Source organism: Gemella sp. 27098_8_155, assembly GCF_041433725.1.
Classification (GTDB): domain Bacteria; phylum Bacillota; class Bacilli; order Staphylococcales; family Gemellaceae; genus Gemella; species Gemella haemolysans_D.
This window is the reverse complement of sequence record NZ_JAPWCA010000001.1, coordinates 55767-74765: the sequence shown is the minus strand read 5'-3', so window position 1 is coordinate 74765 and position 18999 is coordinate 55767. Positions and strand designations below refer to the sequence as shown.

Genomic DNA, 18999 nt, shown 5'->3' with positions numbered 1-18999 from the left:
TACCTCCTTATTTACTTTTTTTCACTAAAATTATTCCTACAGAAATAACTATAATATATCCTATCAAACTTTGCAAGTCTGGTAACTCGTTGAAAAATATAAAACCTAAAATTCCAGAAAATAGCACCTGCGAATAATCAAAAACAGATATATTTTTCGCCGCTGCATATTTATATGCAAAAGTTACACCATACTGTCCTATTGTTGCTGATGCTCCAGCTAATAACAACATTGAGAATTGATATATCGTCATATCTCTATAATCAAAAATAAGATATGGCAACAACATAAAGGTAGATAAAGTTGAGAAGAAAAAAATTATAAATTCACCTGAAACATTATGTGTTCCTAGATATCTAACACAAGTGTAAGCTACACCAGAACAAAAAGCTCCTAGAAGGGCAGCCAACGCCCCCATACTAATAAAACCATCACCTGTAGGTCTTACGATAAATCCTACACCTATAAAAGCAATAATTATAGATATTAACTGAAATACTGTCATTTTTTCTTTAAAGAAAATAAACGACAATATTAAAATTACAAACGGTGATAACTTTTGTATTATAGTTGAATCTGCTAGACTTATATGAGTTATTGCATAAAAATTAAAAACCAATCCTATTGTTCCAAAAACACTACGTGAAATTAACACACTCCATTCAATATTATCTTTTGGCAGATTGATAACCTTCCAATGCTTTATTAAGGGAATTGATGAGATTCCAACTGCAATAATATTTCTGAAAAAACCTTTTTGCATAGATGGAAGATCCCCAGCCAATTTTATAAATAGAGACATAAGAGAGAAACCAAATCCTGCTACTATTATGCAAAATATTCCCATTAAAATGTTATTTTTTTTATCCATTCTTAAACTCCAATATACTTAATATTTGTTTAATTGTTTGTTCAATGTTATCTTTAGTTACACTCTTATTCATAGCCTTTTCTAACGATAGAAATTCTCTTTGAATTGAAAATGAAGCATCTACTAATCCTTTATCTTCACTACTTAAATCCTTCAGTTCTTCATCAAGAATACTACCTGCTAAGAAAATAACTTTTTTATTAGATTTCTTCGCTATTCTAGCTATTTCTATTGGTGCTTTTCCCATATAACTTTGCTTATCTAGTTTTCCTTCTCCAGTAATTACTATATCTATACCTTGAATTATTTTCTCTAAATCTAAATAATTAATCATGAAACTTGAGCCAGATTGTATAGTAGAATCTAGGAAAGATAAAAATGCATATCCTAATCCCCCTGCAGCTCCACTACCAGGAAAAGATGAATAGTCTTTTCCTACAACAACTGAGACTTTTTCTGAAAACTTTTCAACATAAGTATCAACAATAGAAAAATCATCTTCCTTTAATCCTTTTTGTTTTGAATAAATATATGTAGCGCCATCTTTACCATACAAAGGACTATTAACATCACTAATAATTGTAAATTTAGCCTTAGAAAGTTTCTGAATCTTATTATCTAAATTTATATTCTCTATCTTGCTTAAATCAGATATTCCATGACTACAAATTTCACCACTTACACTCGTAAACTTAATACCTAATTCACTAAGCATCCCAATACCACAATCATTAGTTGCACTACCACCTAAACCAATAATAAAACTTTCAATATTCTCATCTAATAAATGAGAAATCAATTTACCTAGCCCAACAGTAGATGTCTTATACGGATCTTTTTGATCTTCAGAGAGTTGTTTTAAACCTATAACCTCAGCAACTTCAATTACAGCTTCCTTAGTAATATAATTTAATAAATAGTTCACCGTGTGTTCTTCAAGAGCTGCATTTAAAGTTCTAAATTGTTTTCTTTCAAAATTTTTAAATAAACCTAAAAAACCATCACCACCATCAGCTACTACCTCCATAGTCACTTCATGATTATAAATAGATTTATTTATTTTATTTAAAATTATTTCTCCTATTTCATATGAAGATAATGAACCCTTAAATTCATTAACTGCTACTAAAAATTTCATAAAATATCAACTCCCCTTGTAAATCTGTTATATTTATTTAGTTAATTTTATCATTAAATCGCTTTAAATTAAAGTTCAAATAATGAAAATAAAAAATAAAAACATTTTCATTGATAAAATTTACACAAATACTTTAAATTTGCTTTTATTTTTAGTATAATAATTATGTAAAGTATTTTTACTTTATATTTAGGGTTAAAAATAGAACTCACTTTTTTGATTATATCAAAAAATATACAGTGTTAATTTGTCAACTGTAGAAGCAAACTACTTTTAGTTTTACAATTATAAGTAATCCTCATGTTTGTGCCAGTAAGCTACAGTAAACATTTTAAATATATTAGTTCTACGAGTTTCTAATCCCCTAAATTTAGACTAATATAATAACTGTAAAAAACCACGAAGTTTACCCCTAAACTTTCGTGGTTTTCAATATATTATTTAATTAAGATTATAAATTATATTAAAAAATCTTTTATAAAGACAACTCTAACCTTTATAAAAGATTTAATTAGTTTATTATGCAAAACACAATTAAAATTGTATATTAATATTTATATTTAAGTTACTATTTTAAACTATTTATCTCGTTTTAATAAATAATCTGCAAAATCTATTAATAAACTATTATTTAGTTGTTTTGCTATATTAATGGCATTATCTGTATGTTTTTGAAGTAATTCTTCACATTCTTCAATACCATAGAAGCTAAGATATGTAATCATATCCTCATCACTTGGCAATTTCCCAATTTTATCAAAATCACCATAATAATCAAGTATATCATCTTTAATTTGGTAAGCTATACCTAACTGTCTACCAAATTCTTTAACGTTCTCATAATCTACAACTCTGTTTGCAACTAAACAAGCGAAATCCATCGGTAATTCTATTAAACGTCCTGTTTTCAAACTATGCATTTTTCTTAAATAGTCAGCATCGACATTGTAATTTTTTTGTTTTACATCATACACTTGACCTGCAATCATACCCATAGCACCTGAATAATTAGCAAACTGTTTAATTAATTTTACTTTCAAACTAGGTTCAACACTCGAATCACTAAGTACTTCAAAAGCCAAAGTAAGCATAGCATCACCAGTTAGGACAGCGAGATCTTGACCAAATACCTTATGATTTGTTAATTTACCCCAACGATAATTATCATTATCCATCTCTGGTAAGTCATCATGAACTAATGAATATGTATGCACTAATTCAATAGCAAGTGCAATATCAAAATACTTTGTATAATCTACTTCATAGTATTTTAATAAATATAAAAATGATAATGGCCTAATCTTCTTACCATCATTCACTAATGAATAAGTAATAGATTCTTTTAAAATATCAGGCATTTCTAATTTTTCAATATATTCTTTAGCAAAACTATTTAATTGATCCTTATTTTCTTCTATGAAGTTCTTAAAATTATTCATCTTCTTTGAAATCCTTAGTTAATTTAGCTACTTCTTTCTCTGCATTACTTATTAAATCATTGCAGTTTTTAATCAAATCGATTCCTTGTTTATATCGCTCTAATGAATCTTCTAGAGATAATTTTCCAGATTCTAATTCTGCAACAATTTTCTCAAGATTCATTAGACTTGTTTCAAAATTTTCTTTACCCATTTACTTAACTCCTTTATCGGATATATTATTAACTTTACAATCAAGACTTCCATCAGCTAATTGAACAGTTATATCATCCCCTACATTTACATTTGTAACAGATGTTATCTTTTCATTGTTTAAAAAAGCAACAGAATAACCTTTTTTCATAATATTTAGCGGAGAATTAGCTTCTAATCGATTAATCTCATTTGTGAAGTTTTCTTTGAATTTAGCTAAAAAATCAAAATTTAAAAATTTATCCGTTGAAATTGATAAACCATTTTTCTTATCCTTAACAAGAATTTGCAAGGATTTACTAAGTTCTCTTTCTAACAACTCAACAGTTCTTCTATACTCAGTAAATATTTTTGAATAGTTTTTATAGTATGGATTATTTTCACTATTACTTATTCTATTCTTATAATTTTGGAGAATATAATTTATAGTATTATTTAGTTTATCATAATTAAATGATATTCTATTTTTTATATCCTCAATATTTGGTGTTACTAATTCCGCAGCTGCAGTTGGTGTAGAAGCTCTTCTATCAGATACAAAATCTGCAAGCGTCGTATCAGTCTCATGTCCTATTCCTGTTACTATTGGTGTTTTACAGTTGAAAATCGCTCTAATTACTTCTTCAGTATTAAAACTCCAAAGGTCTTCTATAGATCCACCACCACGACCTAGTATAATTACATCATTAGAACCATCATCAGCTAGTTTAATATTTTTAACTATATCTTGAACAGAATTATCACCTTGTACTAAAGTAGAATAAATATTTATCTTTGCTATTGGAAAACGACGTTGAATTGTTCTAGTAATATCTTGAACAGCTGCTCCAGTTTTTGCTGTAACAACAGCTATTTTTTGTGCAAAACTTGGTATTTGTTTTTTATACTGAGGTAGAAAAAGTCCTTCTTTCTCTAATTTCTCCTTTAGTTCTAAAAACTTTTGATATAATTCACCGATTCTATCTTTTTTCATATCGGTAACTAGAAGGTTGTGCTCTCCACGAGGGAAGTAATAATTAATCTTTGACTTAATTAAAACTGTATCACCATCTTTAAAATCCTTCGATTTTGCTCCGAACCAAACTGCATTTATTCTAGTATTTTCATCTTTTATTGAAAAATATATATTATTGTTATTGTGAAGTTTAAAATTAGAAATTTCACCTTTTATATATATTTCACCTAAGTAAGGATCTAATAAAAACTTTCTCTCAATATATTTATTTAATGCTGTAACGGTTAGATATGTTCTTTCTTCCATCTAACTTTACCTCTTATTTTGTCGAGTTTTCTACAATTCCTTTTAGTACTCCATTGATAAATTTATAACTTTCATCTTTTTCACTATATTTTTTTGAAAGTTCAACTGCTTCATTGATAGAAACCTTGTAAGGAATATCACTATAAAGAATCTCATAAGCTGCAATACGTAATATTTGTCTATCCATTTTTGATAAACGTTCTAATTTCCAGTCTTTTAAATTATTAGAAATTACCTCATCAATTTCATCTTTCTTTTCAATAATCTCAGTTAATGTCTTATTTACATAAATACTTGTAGAAATTTCTTCTTGTTCTAAGTCTAACAGTTCAATAAAATCTAGTTCAGTATTTTCTACCTGGAATAAAATTTTAAAAACCGCTTCTCTAAGTTCATGTCTGCTCTTCATTTATATCTCCTAAATTAAAAATCAATTCCAATTATATTAACATTTACAGTTTTAGTATTAATCTCTGTCATATTAAATATTGAATTTCTTACATTTTCTTGAATTTTTCTTGCTGTTTTAGCTACAGAGAATCCTGATTTTAAATTACAATATACATCGATAACTAATTCACTTCCAGCAAATTCTAATTCTACTCCACGAGAGTAAACTTTTTTTCCTAATAATTTTGAAACACCTTCTACTTCAGTTGCTGCAATGTTTGCAATAACTTCTAATGCATTCGGGTTGATTTCTACTTTTCCTAATTTTTTAGTTTCCATTTTCATTTCCTCCGAAATTATATTTAATACTAGTACAATCCAATATTAAATTATTATTTGTCCATAATAATCCTATTAATTATACCATATTTTCAGGAAAAAAGGGAGAGATTACCTTAAAATAGTTAATCCTTAAAACTATTTTTTGGGCAATCTCTTCCCTATTATCATTCAGAAAATATATTAGATACTAGCTAATAATTCTTCGAATGCTTTATCGATATTATCTTTGTTTTTTGCTCCTGCTTGAGCCATATCTGGACGTCCACCACCACGTCCATCACATACTGTAGCAAGAATATTTACTAATTTTCCTGCATTGTATTTATCAGTGATAGCTTTATCTACAGCTACTACAAAGTTTACTTTATCTTCATTTACTGAAGCAAATGCGATAACATAATTTTCTAATTTAGACTTAGCATTATCAACAAGTTGTTTTAAGTGATTCATGTTTTCTGATTCAACTACGCTTGTCAGTACATTTACACCATTTACTTCTTTAATATTATTTACTAAGTTGTTTAATTCAGCATTAGCGATTTTTTGTTGTAAGCTTTCTTTTTCTTTAGCTAGTTTCTTAATTTCTGATTGTAATCCAGAAACTTTTTCTACTACATTAGAAGCATTAGCTTTTGTTAATTTTTCAACAGAACGAAGTGTTTCTTCTTGTTCTCTTAAATACTCGTATGCTGCTTTTCCTGTTAAAGCTTCAATTCTACGTACACCTGCAGCTACACCTGATTCAGAAACAATTTTGAAGATTCCTACTTCAGCACTGTTAGCATTGTGAGTACCACCACATAATTCAATAGAATAATCTCCGATAGAAACTACACGAACTACATCTCCGTATTTTTCACCGAATAGTGCTTGTGCTCCAAGTTTTCTTGCTTCGGCTATTGGCATTTCTTCAGTTTTAATTTCTAATGCATTCCAAATTTGCTTGTTAACTTCTTTCTCAACTTTTTCAATTTCTTCTTTAGTTAGTGGAGCGAAGTGAGTAATATCAAATCTTAGTTTTTCATCAGTTACTAATGATCCTGCTTGTTTAATATGAGAACCAACTTCATGACGAAGCGCTTCGTTTAATAAGTGAGTTGCAGTATGGTTTTTCTCAATATTTAATCTATAAGCTCTATCTACTTCTAGTTTATATTCTTTACCAACTACTAATTCCCCTTCTAGTACTTTTACTAAGTGAATGTGGCGTTTATCTGGAAGTTTCTTAACATCTATTACTTCTGCTTTGAATCCTTCTGCTAATACTAAACCTCTATCAGCTATTTGACCACCACTTTCTGCATAGAATGGAGTTTTATCGAATACTACTTTTACGTTCTCTTCACCTTTATAGTTTTCTAATAAGTTATCTTCTTTATCAACTATAGCTAATAGTTTACCTTCATCTGTAAGTTTAGTATATCCAGTAAACTCACTGTCTCCTACTATTCTGTTGTATAGGTCAGATTGTACTTGCATTGAAGAATCTTCTTGACGAGATGAACGAGCACGTTCTTTTTGTTTTTCCATCTCTTCATTAAACCCGTCAATATCAACTGTTAATCCTAATTCTTCTGCATATTCTTCAGTTAATTCAATTGGGAATCCAAAAGTATCATAAAGTTTGAATGCATCTTTACCAGAAATTACTTTCGTTGTATCTTTAACTTCTTTAGCAATATTATTTAAGATTGCTTCACCTTCGTTTAATGTTTCGTGGAATCTATCTTCTTCTTTAAGAATTACATCTTTAACAAAGTTTGCACTCTCTTTAACATTTGGATAGTAGTCTTCCATAATTTCTGCAACAACATCTGTTAATTTGTACATAAATGAGTTATTTAAACCTAAAACTTTTGCATATCTAACTGCACGACGTAAAAGTCTTCTAAGTATGTATCCGCGTCCTTCATTTGATGGCAATGCTCCATCTGCGATAGCGAATACTACAGTTCTAATGTGGTCAGCGATAACTTTGAAAGCCACATCTTGGTCAGCATTTACACCATATTTAGCACCAGAAAGTTTTTCAATTTCTCTAATGATTGGAATAAATAGGTCTGTATCAAAGTTTGTTGGAACATCTTGTAATACAGATACAATTCTCTCTAATCCCATCCCTGTATCTATGTTTTTCGCAGGAAGTTCAGTATAGGTACCATCAGCATTGTGGTTATATTGACTAAATACTACGTTCCAAATCTCTAGATATCTATCATTTTCTCCACCTGGGTACATTTCCTCTTTTGGTGACCATGTATCAGCATCTTCTCCACGGTCATAGAAAATCTCAGTATTTGGTCCAGAAGGCCCTTCACCGATATCCCAGAAGTTACCTTCAATACGAATAATTCTTTCTTCAGGAAGCCCAATAACATTGTGCCATAAATCATATGCTTCTGTATCTTCAGGGTGAATTGTTACTGATAATTTTTCTTTTTCTAATCCTAACCATTTTTCAGAAGTTAAGAATTCCCACGCCCAAGGTACTGCTTCATTTTTGAAGTAGTCACCAATTGAGAAGTTACCTAACATCTCGAAGAATGTATGGTGACGCGCAGTTTTACCTACATTTTCAATATCATTAGTTCTAATTGATTTTTGTGAGTTAGTAATTCTTGGATTCTCAGGTATTTCTCTACCATCAAAGTATTTTTTTAGTGTTGCAACCCCTGAGTTAATCCATAATAATGTAGGATCATCAACTGGCACTAAAGATGCACTTGGTTCAATTTTGTGTCCTTTTTCTACGAAGAAATCTAAATACATTCTTCTAATTTGTGTTGATGTTAGTTGTTTCATTTATATTCTCCTTTCAAGCTAACAAATAAAATAAAAAAGTCCCTTGTGTAAATTTAATTACACAAGGGACGACTATAATCGTGTTACCACCCTAATTCGAGTACTTTGCACTCCTCATTAGTTTTTATAACGGCATGAATGCCGATGAAGCACTACATAGGTAGCATAAAAGTTATATTATGAATCCTTTTCACCACTAGATTCTCTCTTTTAAATAATATTACTAACTTTTAATTCCTAAACTTCATTTAATATTTAAGTTTATTATAAACAGTTAAATTACATTTGTCAATAGAAATTATTTAGAATTTCTCATTTCAAGTATTGCTTTTTTTTGCCACAGCTTCATATTTTGTTTAAGTGTGTCAAATCCGTACACAAAATTCAAAGTATCAAGGCTATTAATTTCTTTTTTATCATTGTCTTTTTTTTGTTTAAAATTTAATGTTGCATTAATTTTATTATCCTTGATAGATAGAACTTTTACTTCTAAAATTTCATCTTGTTTTATATAACTACTTATATCGAATATAAAACAATTTGTAATTTCAGAAATGTGTATTAAACCTACCATCTTATCTCTTGTTTCAATAAAAGCACCATATGGTTTAACTGCTGTTACTTTTACCTTTATAATATCGCCTGGGCGAATTTCTCTATAGCTCATTTTTAATTTTCTCTACAACTGCTTCAACTGTAAATCCATATTCTTCGATTACTTTATTCGCAGGTGCAGAAGCTCCAAATTTATCAATTCCAATAGCTAATCCATCTAAACCAACATATTTGTACCAAAGAGCACTATTACCCATTTCTAATGATACACGACGACGTACATTTAAAGGTAATAATTCTTCTTTATATTCTTTTGATTGTTCTTCAAATAATTCAACTGAAGGCATACTTACAACACGTACTTTTGAACCATCTTTTTCTAATTCACGTGCTACATCAATTGCTAATGCAACTTCAGATCCCGTAGCGATTAAAATAGTATCGAATTCTTCTGCTGTTTCATAAACAACATAAGCACCTTTAGCAACTTTTTCAAATGAAGAATTTTCTAAAATTGGTAAGTTTTGACGTGTTAATACAATTGATGTTGGTTTATTATTTGTTTTTTGTGATAGATACCAAGCAGCTTGTGCTTCTGTCGCATCAGCAGGTCTAAACACATATGTATTTGGAATAGTTCTTAATGATGCTAAATGTTCAATTGGTTCGTGTGTTGGACCATCCTCACCTACTGCAATACTATCATGTGTAAATACGTAAGTTACAGGTAAGTTTTGTAATGCTGATAATCTTAATGCCGCTTTTAGGTAGTCAGAAAATACGAAGAATGTACCACCGAATACGCGTACACCCCCGTGTAATGTTAACCCATTAAGTACAGTAGCCATAGCAAATTCACGAACACCAAATTGTACATTACGTTCTGTTCTGTGTTCATCATCTTGTAATCCATCACCTTTAATGAATGTCATATTAGAGTGTGAAAGGTCAGCTGATCCTCCGAAGAATGTTGGTAATACAGCTGCAACACTATTGATTGCATCTTGAGATGAATTACGAGTTGCTTGAGCTTCTCCTACATTTTTGAAGCTGAAGCTTTCTTTTGATAAGTGTTTAATATCTTCACGAGTAAGTGCTTCTTCTAACTCTTTTGCTAATTCAGGGAATTTTACTTTATAATCTGCATATAATTTTTCCCATTTTGCATATTCGTTTTCACCACGTTCTGCAACATTAACTTTGAAGTCAGCATATACGTCAGCAGGAATATCGAATGGTTCATTTTCCCAACCGATTTCTTTTCTGAATAATGCTGTTTCTTCATCACCTAATGGTGCACCATGAACTCCATTTGTTCCTTGTCTATTAGGTGAACCAGCTCCGATAATTGTTTTTACTTCGATTAACGTAGGTTTATCAGATTTTTTAGCTTGTTCAATTGCTGCGCTAACCGTGTCTACATTTGCACCGTCTTCTACAAGGATAGTGTTCCATCCGTATGCTTCATATCTGGCACGAACATTTTCAGAGAATGCATCTTTAGTTTCTCCATCTAGACAGATATCATTTGAATCATATAATACTACAAGTTTATTTAATTTTTGTACTGCTGCAAAGCTTGATGCTTCTGAAGCTACACCTTCCATGATATCTCCATCACCACAGATTACATATGTGTAATGATCAAATAAGTCATAACCTTCTTTGTTGTACTTAGCAGCTAAATATCTTTCTGCTAAAGCCATACCTACTGCTGTAGAGATACCTTGTCCTAGTGGACCTGTTGTTGCATCAATACCTTTAGTGTGTCCAAACTCTGGGTGACCAGGAGTTTTAGAACCCCATTGACGGAAGTTTTTAACTTCTTCTAAAGATACATCTTCAAATCCTGAAAGATGTAATAATGAATATAGTAACATTGATCCATGTCCTGCTGATAATACGAATCTATCTCTATTAATCCAGTCAGTTTTCTTTGGATTTACTCTAAGGTGTTTTGTAAATAATGAGTAAGCCATTGGTGCTGCTCCCATTACTACACCAGGGTGTCCTGATTTTGCTTTGTTAATCGCATCAACACCCAATACTTTTATCGCGTTTACTGATTTTTGTGACATAAACTGTCCTCCTAAATTATAGCTCTATTCTACCTGAAATAGCCCTTGATAAAGTAACTTCATCAACATACTCAATATCACTTCCAAAGGAAATACCTTGAGCTATTCTGGTAACTCTTATATCTGTATTTTTTAAATATCTTGAAATAAAACTTGCTGTCCCCTCACCTTCTGGAGATGAGTTAGTTGCTAGTATTATTTCTTTTACTGTTTCATCTTGTGCTCTTTCAAAAAGAGACTTTATATTAATATCAAGTGGACCTATTCCATCCATAGGTGAAATTAAACCATCAAGTACATGATATACACCTCTATATTGTTGCATATTCTCCATTGCTACTAAATCATTATCATTAGCAACAACACAAATCATCGATTTGTCTCTACCTGCATCAGAGCAAATATCACACACATGATCTTCACTAAGACGTCCACATACTTCACAATTAGTTAGCTTTTCTTTTAAATGTACTAAACTATCCGCAAAGTTTTTTATATCATCATCATGCATTTTCAAAGTATGAAATGCTAATCTTACTGCAGTTTTCTTTCCTATACCAGGTAACAATGAATAACTGTCTATTAAATCTAAAATCGGTTTAGGATATTGCATCTTATAGTCCTGGGATGTTTAATCCATTTGTAAATTTACCTAATGTTTCCTCTTTTAATTGAGTAGATTTTTCTAGTGCATCATTTACTGCAGTTAAAATCATATCTTGAAGCATTTCAATATCTTCTGGATCAACTACTTCTTCTTTAATTTTAATATCTAATATTTTTCCATCACCATTAGCTATTGCTGTTACCATACCACCTGATACAGTTCCTTCAACAGTTTGGTCTTTTAATCCTTCTTGGGCTGCTAACATGTCCTTTTGCATTTTTTGCATTTTTCTCATCATTTGTTGCATATTTCCCATTCCACGCATAATATTTCCTCCTAATGTCAATTTATATTATAATTCTATTTAAATTTTTACTACTTGTCAATAATTTGGAATTTTTTTCAAGTTATTTCAATTATTTTCAAGTATCTTTTCAAATGTTAGTTTTCTATTATTATATCCCCAAATAACTCATCAATTTTAGTTATCGTCTTTTCTTCAACTTCTTCAATCAAATTGCTTTCTACAACCGGATTTGCAAGTTCATCTTTAAGAACAGTATACTGATGATCTTGAATTGTATAAATCGAGTAATCTACTCCAATAAATCTCTTGAATAGACTTTCCAAATATTTTTTATATTTAGAATTTGGAGCCATTTTTACCATATTATCTACTTCACTAAAAACTAATAATCCTCCTTCTTTAGAAGAAGCTACTAATTGACAAGAGCTAAATAATTCTCTCATAGTTACTACTTCTGGATTATTTGAATTCAAGCTTTCATTAATTATCTTATTAAAAACATTTGCTGCATAATTGGTAAAATTCTCACTTGAAGTCTTCATAAGTTCGATAATCTTATTCTTATCTTTTATAATCACTTCTTTAATCTCTTCTTTTGGAGCACCTTGCCAACTAGTAGTATCTACCTCTTTATCACTGTTATTTTTAATATATTCTTGCGATGATTTACTAATTGAATTTTCAGATAGACTATTTGTATTATTACTTAATTGATTTAATTTGTCTTCAAGCATCCTAATTCTATTTTCTAATTCAACTGGTCTAGAATTTGATACAGAATTATCAACACTATTTTGAACTGTAGTCTGATTAACAGTTTCTTCTTTCGAGCATATTTTTACAATGCAAATTTGCATATAACTCATATATTCTGTCGAAAATCTAATATACTGCTCCGTTTGTGATAAATATTCTATAATTTTATAAAAATAGTCAAATCCAACATTATTAACTTCTTCAGCTATTTTGTCAATATTATATACCGTATACGTTGTGTTATTTAAATTTTTATACACAACTACATCTCGTGTTACATTAATAAGATCATTAAGTAACAATTTAGTATCCTTAGCCTGGCTAACGAAATTATTATATGTTAATAAAGATTTTGTAACATCTCCTTGTAAAAGACTTCTATAAAATTCAAGAATATCATCTTCACTTATTGAAGAAGTAACTTCTAAAATGTGATCTAAAGTAATTTTTTCTGAATAGTTAGATACTTGATCTAGTATACTAATTGCATCCCTCAGTCCACCTTTAGCAAGAGTTGCAATTTTCTCTATAGCTGCATCTTCAATTACTATTCCTTCATTTTCTGAAATATACTTTAGTCTATCAATTAATTGTTCTTGTGAAAGATTTTTAAACTCAAACCTCTGACATCTTGATAAGATAGTCGCTGGTATTTTATGAATTTCAGTAGTAGCTAATATGAATATCACATGAGCAGGTGGTTCCTCTAGAGTTTTCAATAATGCATTAAATGCTGCTGTAGTTAGCATATGCACTTCATCAATGATATAAACTTTATATTTACCTTCTGTAGGCAAGAATTTAATAGCTTCTTTTATATCACGTACTTCATCTACACCATTATTACTTGCAGCATCAATTTCAATAATATCTACATTTTCTTTTTGATATTCTTCATTACCATTAACTTCATTTGCAAATATTTTTGCAATGGAAGTTTTACCTGTACCTCGAGATCCATAAAATAAATAGGCATGACTAATTTGATCTTTATCAATCGCATTTTTCAAGACAGAAACAATGTGATTTTGACCTACTATGTCAGTAAATGTTTGTGGTCTATATTTCCTATATAACGCTTGAAACATACAAACCTCCTAAATTATTTTAACTAATATATTATAACATAATTTTAAATTTACTTATAGTAAAAAAAGATATACTCAAAAGTAAAATTTAATAAAAAATCTACATTTTAAGTATATCCTTTTAACTATTATATTTTATTTTTCACCTATAATTTCAAAAAATTAGAATGGATTTTCTGTTAAGAACCATCTTCCATTAACTTTTATTACTTTTATGGTTTGACCACTACTACTACCAAAAAGAGAGCCTAAATCCACACCTTTTACTTTTAGAGAAACTTTTGCTGTTCTATCATCTATCATTTTTGTTTCTCCAACTTCAACTAGACCTACAAGTCCTTTTGCCATAGTTAATTTCTGTTTATCATCTTCACTCAAGTTTCTTAGTTCAGAAATTGCTTTTTGTCTAGATTCTACACTTTCAAAATGAACATAATCTATCATTTTTTCTAAATCGCCTGACTTAACAGAACTAATCCATCCTTCAACCGCACCTTTTGGTGTAGATGCACCTGGTTTTCCACTTCCACTAAAAATAATTAAAGCGATAACTACTACAGCTGCAGCTATTGCAGCAATAATCCCAATAGTTTTATTATCTACTTTTCTTTTTCCATACATTGGGTTAAAGTTTTGGTTATTTGTTCTGAATTGTGGATTGAATTGATTAGGATTATTATAACCATTTTGATTATTAAACTGTCCATTATTCATATTCCCAAATTGAGGATTTTGTCCATTATAACTTTGTCCTCTAAATTGTGGATTATTCATGTTATTGAATTGAGGATTTTGACCGTTATAACCTTGTCCTCTAAACTGTTGATTATTCACATTATTATTTTGTAAATTTTGACTATTAGCATTTCCTCTATATTGTGCATTGTTCACATTATTATTTTGGGGGTTTTGTCCATTATTATATCCTCGGTATTGTTGATTATTTGCATTATTATGCGGTTGATTTTGACCATTTGGATATCCTTGAAATTGGGGATTATTCACATTATTTGCTTGTGGATTTTGATTTTGATAAGGATTCTGATTATTTACATTTCTATTTAAATTTTGTGGGTTCTGTCCATTATAACCATTTCCTTGATGTTGACTATTTTGTTGAGGATAGCCCTGATTTGGATGGTTATTTTGAGGTGTTCCGTTTGGACTTACATTTTGTCCTCTATTATTCATAATAACTTTCTCCTTTTTTATTAATTTTTGGAAGATAAAATATGGAATATTTTAAAATTTTATTAATAAATACAATTCTTCTCAATAATTTATTATACTAAAGCTTTACTCCTTTTGTCAATGATATAAAAAGTACCTAATAATAACAATAAAACAATTAAATAATAGCGTATGCAACTAAAAAAATTAAAAAGATTATCCGACTAGATAATCTCTTTATTAAACAGAATATTTCTTCTTTTTAAGATAAATTACTACCATAATTGATTTTTCTTTAAAAACCATCTTCCATTATGCTTTTCTACAGTTAAAAAACTTCTGCCATCATTTATTAAGTATTTTTTATCCAAATTGTCTTTTTTATTTATTTTCTTAAATCTAACTATAAACGTATTCAAATCAATCATTTTAACTTCTTCTATTTCATTATCATTAACGAAGGACTTTAACATATCTAACTTGTATTTTTCTTCTTTGGATATTTTCTTGAATTCTTGAGCGGATTCATCTTTATCTTTTTTATTGTCATAGTAGATATAATCAAACATTTTTTCAAATTCATTTTTTCTCACAGCTTTCATCCACCCTTTTACGAGTTCTTCAGGTGTAGCTCCACCTTCCCTATCAGTTAAAACAATTGAAAACACAATTATCAACACTAATATGATTACAGCTAATAACCTTTTATTTTTTGATTTATTATTTAATTGTCTCTTAAAACTACTATTTAAACCATAAGTCATATTTATTTATCCTTTATATAAACTTTATAGAGCATTGATTAATCTATATTTAATTTTATCTATATAAATTAAAATAAAATATTATATAATCCAACTACTAAGCAACAAACACCAGTTATTTGCAAAATTCTTCCAGTTCTTTTACTATCCTTTGTGTACTTTTCAATATTTTCTGATAACTTCGCTTCTTCATAACTTATGCTGATACCACTAATTAAATGAGCATTATCCCCTCTTAGAATATACTTGGCTATAATAAATAATACCCCTGCAATATAAAACATTATAAAAGCTATTGCATAATTTATATATTCACTAGGCAAAAGGATAGCAGAAAAAATTAGGATTTCACATGGTAACATCAACAGAATCGCTGTACTTGTTTTCATAGTTATGCCCCCCTTTTTGTACTTCACTTAGATATACTATAATTATACAATAATAAAACAACGATGGTCAAAACTTACAAAAATATAACTCTCCTTACTGATTTTTCTATCCAGTAAAGAGAGTCATATTCAATACGATAATCTCGTTTTATTTTCTATTATTAATCTTGAATTTTAAGAATAAATCATTGTAAAGTTGAAGCATTTTCGGATCTAAATCTTGATACACTTCTGCTCTGTCTCCAAAACTTTCTAAATCAGGATAAAATTGTTCATCACTTGTAGTTTCTTCTGGGAGTAACTCTTTAGCCTTAGTATTCGGTGTAGCATATCCAATAAACTCAGAGTTTTTCGCTGCATTTTCCGGTTTTAACATAAAGTTAATAAATTTATATGCCGCTTCTTCGTTTTTAGAAGTTTTTGGAATTACAATGTTATCAAACCATAGATTCGTTCCTTCTTTCGGTAAGGCATATACCATATTTTCGTTCTCACCCATGATAGCTTTAGCATCACCTGAGAACACTACAGAAACCCATGCTTCATTGTTAATCATAAGCATCTTTTTCTCATCTGAGTTTATAGCTTTGATATTTGGATGAAGTAACTCTAATTTTCTTTCTGCTAGGTTTAGGTTTACCTCATTAGTATCATTTACAGAATTTCCTTCTGACTGAAGAGCAATTCCCATCATTTCACGTGCACCATCAATTAATAATATATTATTTTCTAAACGTGCATCCCAAAGGTCATTCCATTTTTCAAATTTAAGATCTTCAGGAACTTTAGTTTTATCATAAAGTATTCCTAGTGTTCCCCAGAAATAAGGAATTGAATATTCATTTTTCGGATCAAAACTTTTATCTCTAAATTGTTCATCAATATTATCAAATCCTTCAATTTTACTGTGATCTAATTTTTTTAGTAAATTTAACTTTTTCATCTTCTTAATCATATAGTCAGATGGTATTACTATGTCATATGGTGTAGATCCTGACTGAATCTTTGTAAGCATAGCTTCATTAGAGTCAAATGTCTCATATACTACTGAAATTCCAGTTTCTTCTTCAAACTTCTTAATTAAATCTGGATCAATATATTCTCCCCAGTTGAAAATTGTTAAAGTTTGTTTATCCCCACTATTCGAACTATCTATAAAATTACGACTATATAAAAGTCCTAAACAGATAACTAATATTGAAATTGCTGAAATAAGTAACTTTTTCATATTATCTTACCTCCCTTTTTAATTTACTAGTATTGATTACATAATAAATTAATACCGCTACAACAACAAAGATAGTTAAAACTGTAGATAAAGCATTAATCTGTAAGTTAATTCCTTGGCGTGCCATTGAGTATATTTCAACAGAAAGTGTTTGGAATCCATTACCTGTAACAAAGAACGTCACAGCGAAATCATCTAATGAATAAGTTAATCCCATGAAGAATCCTGCCCAAATCCCTGGTGTAATATAAGGTATTACAATCTTACTTAATACTTGAGGATAAGTCGCCCCAAGGTCTATTGCTGCATCAATCATACTTCTTGGCATCTCATATAATTTAGGTAATACCATTAATACAACGATTGGAATACTAAATGCAATATGAGATAATAATACAGACCAAAAACCTTGAATAGTATCTAAGCCTGTATACTTAGAAATAAATGTAAACATTAATAAGAATGAACATCCGATAATAACGTCAGGACTTACAATCAGAATATTATTACCAACTAGGAATGAATTTTTCTGTTTATTAGATTTTAAAGAATATATCCCTAGAGCACCTAACGTTCCAAAGATTGCTGAAAATAGTCCACACAATAATGCAACTACCACTGTGTTAATTACAATAACCATCATTCGCGTATTTTCAAATAAATCTACATAATGTTTCCAAGAAAAACCTTCGAAATCAATCATTGTCTTACCTGAGTTAAACGAGTAATATGCTAGGTAAATTAGAGGTATATATAATATTGCAAAGATAACCCCTAAATATATTTTTGAAGTTAATTTCATTATTTTCTACCTCCAAAATTAGTTTTGTCTTTAGTATTTGTAAGAACCATTATAATTCCCATTACCACTATCAAGAATACTGCGATTGTTGAACCTACTCCCCAGTTTTGAGTAACTAAGAAATGTTCTTCAATAGCTGTACCTAAATTTATTATTTTATTTCCTGCTACTAAACGAGTAATCATGAATAATGATAGAGCTGGAATAAATGTTACCTGAATACCAGTTTTCACCCCATTAATACTAAGTGGTAAAATAATTTTCATAAATGTAGTTTTAAAATCTGCTCCTAGGTCATAAGATGCTTCGATTAAATTCTTGTTCATTCCAGATACCGAATTATATATTGGTAATAGCATAAAAGGTAAGAAAATGTAACTAGATACAAAAATAAAACTAAATGAATTAAATAGTAAACTCTGACTACCGATACCTATGTATTCTAAGAAACTATTAATTGTTCCATATTCTCCAAATAAACCTAAGAACGCATAAGTTTTTAATAAGATATTAATCCATGTTGGTAAAATTATCAGTAAAAGTAATAGTTCTTTATGCTTACTTTTATTAATAGCAAACGCTAATGGATAACTAATTACCAAACATATCAATGTAATTAAGAAAGCATACCAAAAACTGTAAAGTGTCATAAGTACATATGTGCTACTAAAGAATATTTTATAGTTAGCTAATGTGAAGTTTCCATCTATATCTCTAAATGAATGATAGACGATAAGTATAATTGGAAATACTACAAAAAGTAACATCCACATTACATATGGAATCATAAAAAATGAACGAGTTTTTTTATTAAACATTT

The 18999-nt window shown here is 29.4% G+C and carries 19 protein-coding genes; all 19 read right to left on the bottom strand.

Going from position 1 to position 18999, the window contains the following annotated elements; all coding sequences use genetic code 11:
* Positions 1 to 7 precede the first annotated feature (7 nt).
* Entirely contained in the window at positions 8 to 871 is an 864-nt protein-coding gene (locus O5Y44_RS00350; protein ID WP_371465111.1) for a DMT family transporter, read from the bottom strand.
* Complete coding sequence (locus tag O5Y44_RS00345) at positions 864 to 2009, bottom strand: glycerate kinase (protein ID WP_371465110.1); 1146 nt, start codon at positions 2007 to 2009, stop codon at positions 864 to 866. The genes O5Y44_RS00350 and O5Y44_RS00345 overlap by 8 nt, the downstream gene beginning before the upstream one ends.
* Before the next feature lie 578 nt (positions 2010 to 2587).
* On the bottom strand, positions 2588 to 3448 hold the full coding sequence (locus O5Y44_RS00340) for a polyprenyl synthetase family protein (RefSeq protein WP_316447339.1): 861 nt from the start codon (positions 3446 to 3448) through the stop codon (positions 2588 to 2590).
* Entirely contained in the window at positions 3441 to 3641 is a 201-nt protein-coding gene (gene xseB / locus O5Y44_RS00335) for an exodeoxyribonuclease VII small subunit (RefSeq protein ID WP_271987160.1), read from the bottom strand. The genes O5Y44_RS00340 and xseB overlap by 8 nt, the downstream gene beginning before the upstream one ends.
* Positions 3642 to 4901, bottom strand: coding sequence for an exodeoxyribonuclease VII large subunit (gene xseA / locus O5Y44_RS00330; RefSeq protein ID WP_316447338.1), 1260 nt, complete (start codon positions 4899 to 4901; stop codon positions 3642 to 3644).
* A 13-nt stretch (positions 4902 to 4914) separates the two neighbouring features.
* On the bottom strand, positions 4915 to 5310 hold the full coding sequence (gene nusB, locus O5Y44_RS00325) for a transcription antitermination factor NusB (RefSeq protein ID WP_316447337.1): 396 nt from the start codon (positions 5308 to 5310) through the stop codon (positions 4915 to 4917).
* 14 nt (positions 5311 to 5324) lie between these two features.
* Positions 5325 to 5630, bottom strand: coding sequence for an Asp23/Gls24 family envelope stress response protein (locus tag O5Y44_RS00320; protein WP_271966328.1), 306 nt, complete (start codon positions 5628 to 5630; stop codon positions 5325 to 5327).
* Positions 5631 to 5813: 183 nt separating this feature from the next.
* Positions 5814 to 8435 carry an alanine--tRNA ligase gene (alaS, locus tag O5Y44_RS00315; RefSeq protein WP_371465108.1) on the bottom strand — a complete coding sequence of 874 codons (2622 nt, stop codon included), beginning with the start codon at positions 8433 to 8435 and terminating at the stop codon, positions 5814 to 5816.
* A 298-nt stretch (positions 8436 to 8733) separates the two neighbouring features.
* Positions 8734 to 9102 (bottom strand): S1 RNA-binding domain-containing protein, encoded by a 369-nt coding sequence (locus O5Y44_RS00310; RefSeq protein ID WP_271966330.1) that lies wholly within the window; start codon positions 9100 to 9102, stop codon positions 8734 to 8736.
* Positions 9092 to 11068: a transketolase gene (gene tkt, locus O5Y44_RS00305; protein WP_371465106.1), complete on the bottom strand. Its 1977-nt coding sequence runs from the start codon at positions 11066 to 11068 to the stop codon at positions 9092 to 9094. The genes O5Y44_RS00310 and tkt overlap by 11 nt, the downstream gene beginning before the upstream one ends.
* Before the next feature lie 16 nt (positions 11069 to 11084).
* On the bottom strand, positions 11085 to 11681 hold the full coding sequence (gene recR / locus O5Y44_RS00300; protein ID WP_003146123.1) for a recombination mediator RecR: 597 nt from the start codon (positions 11679 to 11681) through the stop codon (positions 11085 to 11087).
* Position 11682: 1 nt separating this feature from the next.
* Positions 11683 to 12000: a YbaB/EbfC family nucleoid-associated protein gene (locus O5Y44_RS00295; protein ID WP_003146124.1), complete on the bottom strand. Its 318-nt coding sequence runs from the start codon at positions 11998 to 12000 to the stop codon at positions 11683 to 11685.
* Positions 12001 to 12116: 116 nt separating this feature from the next.
* Positions 12117 to 13826 (bottom strand): DNA polymerase III subunit gamma/tau, encoded by a 1710-nt coding sequence (gene dnaX / locus O5Y44_RS00290; protein WP_371465105.1) that lies wholly within the window; start codon positions 13824 to 13826, stop codon positions 12117 to 12119.
* Positions 13827 to 13988: 162 nt separating this feature from the next.
* Positions 13989 to 15017: a DUF4878 domain-containing protein gene (locus O5Y44_RS00285; RefSeq protein WP_371465104.1), complete on the bottom strand. Its 1029-nt coding sequence runs from the start codon at positions 15015 to 15017 to the stop codon at positions 13989 to 13991.
* A gap of 254 nt (positions 15018 to 15271) precedes the next feature.
* The gene (locus tag O5Y44_RS00280; RefSeq protein ID WP_371465103.1) at positions 15272 to 15760 is read right to left on the bottom strand and encodes a hypothetical protein; all 489 of its coding nucleotides are present in this window, start codon (positions 15758 to 15760) and stop codon (positions 15272 to 15274) included.
* Between the two features lie 68 nt (positions 15761 to 15828).
* Positions 15829 to 16149 carry a hypothetical protein gene (locus tag O5Y44_RS00275; RefSeq protein ID WP_271987150.1) on the bottom strand — a complete coding sequence of 107 codons (321 nt, stop codon included), beginning with the start codon at positions 16147 to 16149 and terminating at the stop codon, positions 15829 to 15831.
* A 148-nt stretch (positions 16150 to 16297) separates the two neighbouring features.
* Complete coding sequence (locus tag O5Y44_RS00270; protein WP_371465101.1) at positions 16298 to 17377, bottom strand: ABC transporter substrate-binding protein; 1080 nt, start codon at positions 17375 to 17377, stop codon at positions 16298 to 16300.
* Between the two features lies 1 nt (position 17378).
* Positions 17379 to 18179 carry an ABC transporter permease gene (locus tag O5Y44_RS00265; protein ID WP_271987148.1) on the bottom strand — a complete coding sequence of 267 codons (801 nt, stop codon included), beginning with the start codon at positions 18177 to 18179 and terminating at the stop codon, positions 17379 to 17381.
* Complete coding sequence (locus tag O5Y44_RS00260; RefSeq protein ID WP_271987147.1) at positions 18179 to 18997, bottom strand: ABC transporter permease; 819 nt, start codon at positions 18995 to 18997, stop codon at positions 18179 to 18181. Before O5Y44_RS00260 ends, O5Y44_RS00265 begins: the two co-directional genes overlap by 1 nt.
* Positions 18998 to 18999: the final 2 nt, after the last annotated feature.